The following is a 6,204-nucleotide window of genomic DNA, read 5'->3' as shown; positions in this document are numbered from 1 at the left end:
TGGCTCCAAAAACCCCTCCGGCCTCTCTGGAGGTTAGTCCGGGATAAAAATTTTCCGGCAATGAATATTCGAATAAGCCTCTGGAAAACACTTCGTTTGTAACGCCTGCCAGGCCCATAAATAATAAGGGCAATGCGTATTTCCACATGGGAGACAAAATGCTGCGCTTGAGTTGTATTTTCCATTGGCCTGCCAGTTTCCATATAATGGGTAGTATTAGCAAGTTGGCCAATAGGTTGGCCAGCAGAATATAATCAACCCCCCATTCAGGATTGTACCAATCAATAACAAAAGGGTACAAAACTTGGAGTATTTCTCCTGCAACGATATGGTAAGCCAGCACAATGAAAAGTACATTAAACCCTACATTGAGAAGGATATTAAGCAATTTTAGCAGCGCAAAAGTCAGGGATCTGCCCTCCAGCCTCAGTCTAGCAAAGGGGAGAGCCATTAGGGCGTCAATGGTTAATATCATGGCGGCCCATTGAAACAAATGGGTTTTGCCCTCATATTCAAACAATAAACTAAGTTTACCGGCAAATAGGAATAAAATGACACCCAGTGATAGGCCTACGACAGTAACCAATGTTTGGGCATTTTGAAAAACTGTCTTTGGATCCAGGCCTTTACCGGTAGCAAACCGGAAATAAGATGTTTCCATACCAAATGTAAAGACCACATTTAAAAATGCGATCAATGCATAAAGCATGGTAAAAGATCCCAAGTCTTCCTTAGGAAGATATCCCGTGTACAAGGGGACAAGCAAAAAGTTGATTGATTTGCCGAGGATGCTACTGATGCCGTAGATGGCAGATTGCCCGGCCAATTTTTTTAACAGACCCATATAAAAAGGGGACTATTCCCCTTTAAAATTAGGTTTTCTCTTTTCTAGAAAAGCAGTAGTTCCTTCTCTATAATCTTCAGATTTCACACACCGAGCAAAACTATTTGCTTCAATCTGGTAACCATTTTCATCGCTTTCATACACTGCATTGACACAGTCTACTATCATGCCAATGGACAATGGCGCTTTGGTCATGATTTTCTTTATCACTTCCTCAGCTTTGGCTATTGCACCAGCTTTGGTAGCCTCAACATGATTTAAAAGACCCAAAGATTTTGCCTCATTGACATCCAGCATGTCCCCTGTCATTAATATTTCAGTAGCTTTAGTTCTGCCAATAAGGTTGGTCAATCTCTGAGTGCCTCCGTATCCGGGAATAATCCCCAAATTAACTTCCGGTTGTCCAAACTTAGCGTTTGACGTTGCAATTCTCATATGGCAAGCTATTGCCAGTTCACAGCCTCCACCTAGCGCATAGCCGTTGACGACGGCAATCACTGGCTTATGACAAGATTCTATATTATCAAAAACTTCTTGACCAAATTCAGCAAACTTCCTAGCATTGAGTTCGTTGAGTTCTGATATTTCGTTAATGTCAGCACCCGCTACAAAGGCCTTTTCACCTGCTCCAGTGATGATTACAGCTCTTATAGATTTGTTATCATTCACCTCGTTGAAAATATTTTTCAACTCTTCCAAGGTGTTGAAATTTAAGGCGTTGAGTTTGGACTCTCTGCTGATGGTAAGATAAAGTATTCCGTCTTTAGTCTCTGAAAGAATATTTTTTTGTTCAGCCATTCCAATTCTTCAATGTTAAGGCCCAAATATACGAGGTGACTAATCAATCACAAAAGATTCGGCTAAAAATCATAAATCTATTAAAATATGTATAATCAAAAAGTATATATAAAATTGTATTTTGAATAAATTAAAAATGGTTTTATTTTTAAAGCGCCTTTTTAATTATTTGCCTTCCATTTCTCTATTGGACTTAGAGTTACCTGAGAATTTTTACTATTTAAGCCTAAATCTATATTGATGTTTTAATCTGTTGTCTTTTAATTTCATCAATGGATTTTCCGGTAAAAAATAACCTGCCATATCAAGGCTGAATTAATATTTAAAAATGTCTATTATTTCTCCTTTAAAATCAAATGTATGTCATTATTTTCTATTTTTGCACTGAAGCTAAATACATACTAAAACTCAATCACTTACCACATGACTGAAAAAAGGAAAATTACAGTAGCATATGGAGATGGTATTGGTCCGGAGATAATGGATGCAACTTTGTCAATCTTGGAAGCGGCTGGAGCAGCTATTGAACCTGATATTATAGAGATAGGCGAACAGGTATATTTGAAAGGGATTAGTTCCGGAATTGCCTCAAGTGCTTGGGATTCATTGAGAGAGACCAAGGTTTTCTTAAAATCCCCGATAACCACTCCTCAAGGAGGGGGGTTCAAAAGCTTGAATGTTACTACTCGAAAAACCTTAGGCCTCTATGCAAATGTGAGACCTTGCAAAGCTTATTCTCCTTTTATTCATACCCATTTTCCTAAAACCGATTTGGTAATCATTCGGGAAAATGAAGAGGACCTTTATGCAGGGATTGAGCACAGACAAACAGATGAGGTGTATCAATGTTTGAAATTAATTTCCAGGCCCGGTAGTGAGAAAATTATCAGGTATGCCTTTGAGTATGCACGCATGAACAAGCGGAAAAAGGTTACTTGTATGACCAAAGACAATATCATGAAAATGACTGATGGTGTTTTTCATGAGGTGTTCAACGAAGTGGCCAAGGAATATCCTGATATAGAAACTGATCATAAGATTATAGACATTGCTACGGCTCTAATCGCAGATAGCCCCGAAATTTTTGATGTCATAGTAACCTTAAACCTTTATGGAGATATTATCTCTGATGTGGCCGCTCAAGTCACAGGTTCGGTAGGCCTGGGTGGGTCTGCCAATGTAGGGGAGGATGTGGCTATGTTTGAGGCCATTCATGGTTCAGCTCCGGATATAGCTGGTATGGACATGGCCAACCCTTCAGGCTTATTGAATGGTGCAATCATGATGCTCGTTCATATTGGGCAGCCTGAGGTGGCACAAAAAATAAGCAATGCCTGGATGGCGACTCTTGAAGATGGTATTCATACCGGAGACATTTACCAAGAGGATATCAGTACCAAAAGGGTAGGTACAAAAGAATTTGCCGAAGCAGTAATTGCCAGACTTGGTAAAGAACCGCAGCGGATGAAGAAGGCTGTATTTGCGAAAGCAGAAAGAAGTGAGGCTGAAATCAAGCAAGCCTTGGCCATCAAGCCTCGAAAACCGGCAGTGAAAGAACTTATTGGTTTGGATGTGTTTATAGATTGGAAGGAAGGATCTAGAGATCCAAATGTTATGGGCGATAAGCTCAGGTCTGTCAATGCCGATGGCTTGAAAATGCAGCTAGTTACCAATAGAGGAGTAAGGGTGTACCCTGACGGGATGGAGGAAACCTTTTGCTCGGATCATTGGAGAGTAAGGTTTTTTGATGCAGATGACAAAGCCATCACACATGAGCAGATTATAGATGTGCTTAAGCAAATTGGTAATTTAGGTTTTGATTTTGTGAAAACTGAAAACCTTTACACATTCAATGGTGAAAGAGGCTTTTCATTGGCTCAAGGCGAATAAAAATTTTTCATTCAAGCAGGACCATGTCCTGCTTGATTTTTTTTAATGTATGAAAAGGGTTCTCATCATTACCTATTATTGGCCACCAAGTGCCGGTTCGGGTGTTCAACGCTGGCTTAAATTTTCTAAATACCTGCCGGAATTTGGGTGGCAACCTGTAATTTTCACCCCTGAAAACCCCGATTTCTCATTGCAAGATGAGTCCCTCAAACAAGAAGTGGACAAGCATACAGAAGTGTTGAAATTTCCTATCTGGGAGCCATATCAATTGTTTAGGACCCTTAAAAAAGAAAACCCGAAAGACACTGCCAGCATTCTTGAATACAAGAACCCCGGAAAGCTCGATCAGCTTGCGGTTTGGCTTAGAGGCAATCTTTTGATTCCTGATCCCAGGCTTTTCTGGATTAAGCCTTCAGTTAAGTTTTTGGAGGAAATTTGGGAACAAAATGATTTCAAGGCCATCATTACTACCGGTCCTCCTCATAGCATGCACTTGCTAGGTAGAAACTTAAAAAGAAAAACGGGTATTCCCTGGTTAGCCGATTTTCGGGACCCATGGTCTACTTGGGAGTTTTTGGATACCCTAAAGCTAAGTGGTTTGGCCAGAAGAAAACATCAAAAGTTGGAGGCCAGTGTATTCAAAGAGGCAGATAGTTTGGTTACTATTTCTCCAACTTTCCAGAAAGAAATGAAAAGGATAGGTGCTAAGGATATACAGGTTTTGTTGAATGGATTTGATCCTTCAGATATTCCTGAGTTTTTGACAACTTCACCTAAAAGTTCATCCGTATTGGAAATTGTTTATTCCGGAGTGATTGATGCCATACGGAATCCAATTCCATTTTTAAATGTTCTTAAATCTGTTTTTGGAGACACAACCGGAAAGGTGAGGCTTACATTTGTTGGTAGGGTAAATGAAAATGTCAAGCAATTACTTTCAGAAGACAGTTGGTTGCGTGCGCATGTGGTTTTGGCCGGTTATGTTAGCCATAAAGAAGTCTTTTTATATTATCAAAAGGCAAGTTTACTACTCTTGATCCTCACCAATACCAAAAATGCCAAAGGTAATATTCCGGGTAAGTTGTTTGAGTACATGGCCACCGGAAGGCAAATATTGGCCTTAGGAGACCCAAAGGGAGACAGCGCTTCTATTATTGAATCCTCAGAGGCTGGGAAAGTCTTTTCCCACGAAGATGAGGCAGGCATGGCTCAGTTTATCCAAAACTTCCAAAATAGTGAGAGGCCGAAAAAATCGAATAAAGACCTTCAACAATTCAGCCGGAAAAAAATCACAGCACAATTGGCACTGTTGCTTGATGGAATTAGCCCGGATTAGAAGGTAGGTCAAAGTTGATGATTGAGTTACAATCAAGTTTAGATCGTTTGCACCGTTGGTGGAAATACTTGGAAAGGGTAAATATCATTTCTGCGGTGCTAACCATACCTCCGTTTGTTTTTGCTGTATTTTGGCACCTTTTATTTCCATGAAGATTGCCTCTGCTCTAGTTATAGTTTGGGGAATATATCTGGGCTTAAGAATATTGCCTATAAAAAAAGTTAAACCCGGTGATCTGGAAAGCAGATACCTACAATACCTGGAGAAAACCAAAGCCTATCTTATTGCTCAAAAGAAGTTGCTTGAAACTTCACTGAACTGGGCAATATTAACCATTTACCCCATTTACCTCTTGTTTTGGGTAGAGGTTTGGGAGAGGCCTATGGCGCGTTTTATTGGGACAATATCTTTTTTGGTCTTGATTGGGCTAGGGGTATATTCTTACTACGCAAATAAGAAAAAAGTGAAAAATGAAATTCTTCCTAGAATTCAAAAAATAGATGAATTAATCAAAACTTTAAGGGGTTAATTTCTCCTGAATTGATGGATTACTTCTTTTAGTTTTTGGAATACCATGGTCTCAGTTTCCGGCGCAGCCTTTAATAAGTGAACCAGCAAAAGGTAAACAGCAGTTACAAGGCCACTTCTAATTAAAATATCTAGTAATACATAGGCAGAGGTAGGGATCAAGTAATAGGATACAGCCCAGCTTAGTCCTCCTGCTATAAGAATTAAATAAACCCCTAGGCTAAAAGGATTGAAGCCCAACCTTATCTTTATGTAAAAATACTTTACAAGGTTATAACAAAGCATAGCAATAAGTGAGGCCAGTGCAGCCCCTTCAATGCCATATAGAGGGATTAGTATTAAGTTAAAAATAATGACAGCAGCACTCATTAGCAAGGTAGCTGTAATATTGAAGGTATAAAACCTGGAGAAGACGATGATTTCCCCATTGACAGAAAAAATCACATCTGTAATTTTCCCTAAACCGATTAGAAGAACCACCCATTTTCCTTGTTCATAGATGGTCCTATTTGGAACGAAATGGTAGAGGTTTTCAATATTGACCCAGATCAGCAGGAAAATCAATAAACATATTAACAATTGATTAATGGCAATTTTCTTATAGAGAGCATTTATTCCTGTCAATTGATTGTTAGCAAACATTTCTGAGATAATCGGCATGGCCACCTGTGATATGGCACGTCTAGGCATTTCAATAACCACAGCAATGGAAAAGCCTATTGTATAGATTGCATTGGCATCTAGTCCTATCATTGAGCTGACCATAATGCTGTCAATTTTCATGATCAGCAAGGCTCCGGCTGTACCC

General features: G+C 39.5%; 6 protein-coding genes. 3 read left to right on the top strand and 3 right to left on the bottom strand.

What is annotated here, in order from left to right; translation table 11 throughout:
• The coding region (locus AAC037_RS17695) for an oligosaccharide flippase family protein (protein WP_339904419.1) at positions 1–844 on the bottom strand (844 nt) is incomplete at its 3' end.
• 12 nt (positions 845–856) lie between these two features.
• A complete protein-coding gene (locus AAC037_RS17690; RefSeq protein ID WP_339904417.1) occupies positions 857–1,642 on the bottom strand; it encodes an enoyl-CoA hydratase-related protein in 786 nt (261 codons plus the stop codon).
• Positions 1,643–2,065: 423 nt separating this feature from the next.
• On the opposite strand from AAC037_RS17690, the gene AAC037_RS17685 reads away from it, so the two are divergent.
• The 3 genes from AAC037_RS17685 (at position 2,066) to AAC037_RS17675 (ending at position 5,397) form a co-directional block, all read left to right on the top strand.
• Positions 2,066–3,532, top strand: coding sequence for an NADP-dependent isocitrate dehydrogenase (locus tag AAC037_RS17685; protein WP_339904415.1), 1,467 nt, complete (start codon positions 2,066–2,068; stop codon positions 3,530–3,532).
• 49 nt (positions 3,533–3,581) lie between these two features.
• The gene (locus AAC037_RS17680; protein ID WP_339904414.1) at positions 3,582–4,868 is read left to right on the top strand and encodes a glycosyltransferase family 4 protein; all 1,287 of its coding nucleotides are present in this window, start codon (positions 3,582–3,584) and stop codon (positions 4,866–4,868) included.
• A gap of 148 nt (positions 4,869–5,016) precedes the next feature.
• Positions 5,017–5,397 carry a hypothetical protein gene (locus AAC037_RS17675; RefSeq protein WP_339904412.1) on the top strand — a complete coding sequence of 127 codons (381 nt, stop codon included), beginning with the start codon at positions 5,017–5,019 and terminating at the stop codon, positions 5,395–5,397.
• Here the strand turns inward: AAC037_RS17675 and AAC037_RS17670 are convergent.
• A partial coding sequence (locus AAC037_RS17670) for an oligosaccharide flippase family protein (RefSeq protein ID WP_339904410.1) occupies positions 5,394–6,204 on the bottom strand: 811 nt, incomplete at its 5' end. The genes AAC037_RS17675 and AAC037_RS17670 overlap by 4 nt on opposite strands.

Source organism: uncultured Cyclobacterium sp., from assembly GCF_963976465.1.
Taxonomy (GTDB): Bacteria; Bacteroidota; Bacteroidia; order Cytophagales; family Cyclobacteriaceae; genus Cyclobacterium.
This window is presented reverse-complemented; position numbering and strand designations above follow the sequence as displayed.

What these genes read in the sequence shown, in the direction of transcription:
- AAC037_RS17685 (WP_339904415.1), top strand. Translation starts at nt 2,066, where the DNA reads ATGACTGAAAAAAGGAAAATTACAGTAGCATATGGAGATGGTATTGGT.
- AAC037_RS17675 (WP_339904412.1), top strand. Translation starts at nt 5,017, where the DNA reads ATGAAGATTGCCTCTGCTCTAGTTATAGTTTGGGGAATATATCTGGGC.
- AAC037_RS17680 (WP_339904414.1), top strand. Translation starts at nt 3,582, where the DNA reads ATGAAAAGGGTTCTCATCATTACCTATTATTGGCCACCAAGTGCCGGT.
- AAC037_RS17690 (WP_339904417.1), bottom strand. Translation starts at nt 1,642, where the DNA reads ATGGCTGAACAAAAAAATATTCTTTCAGAGACTAAAGACGGAATACTT.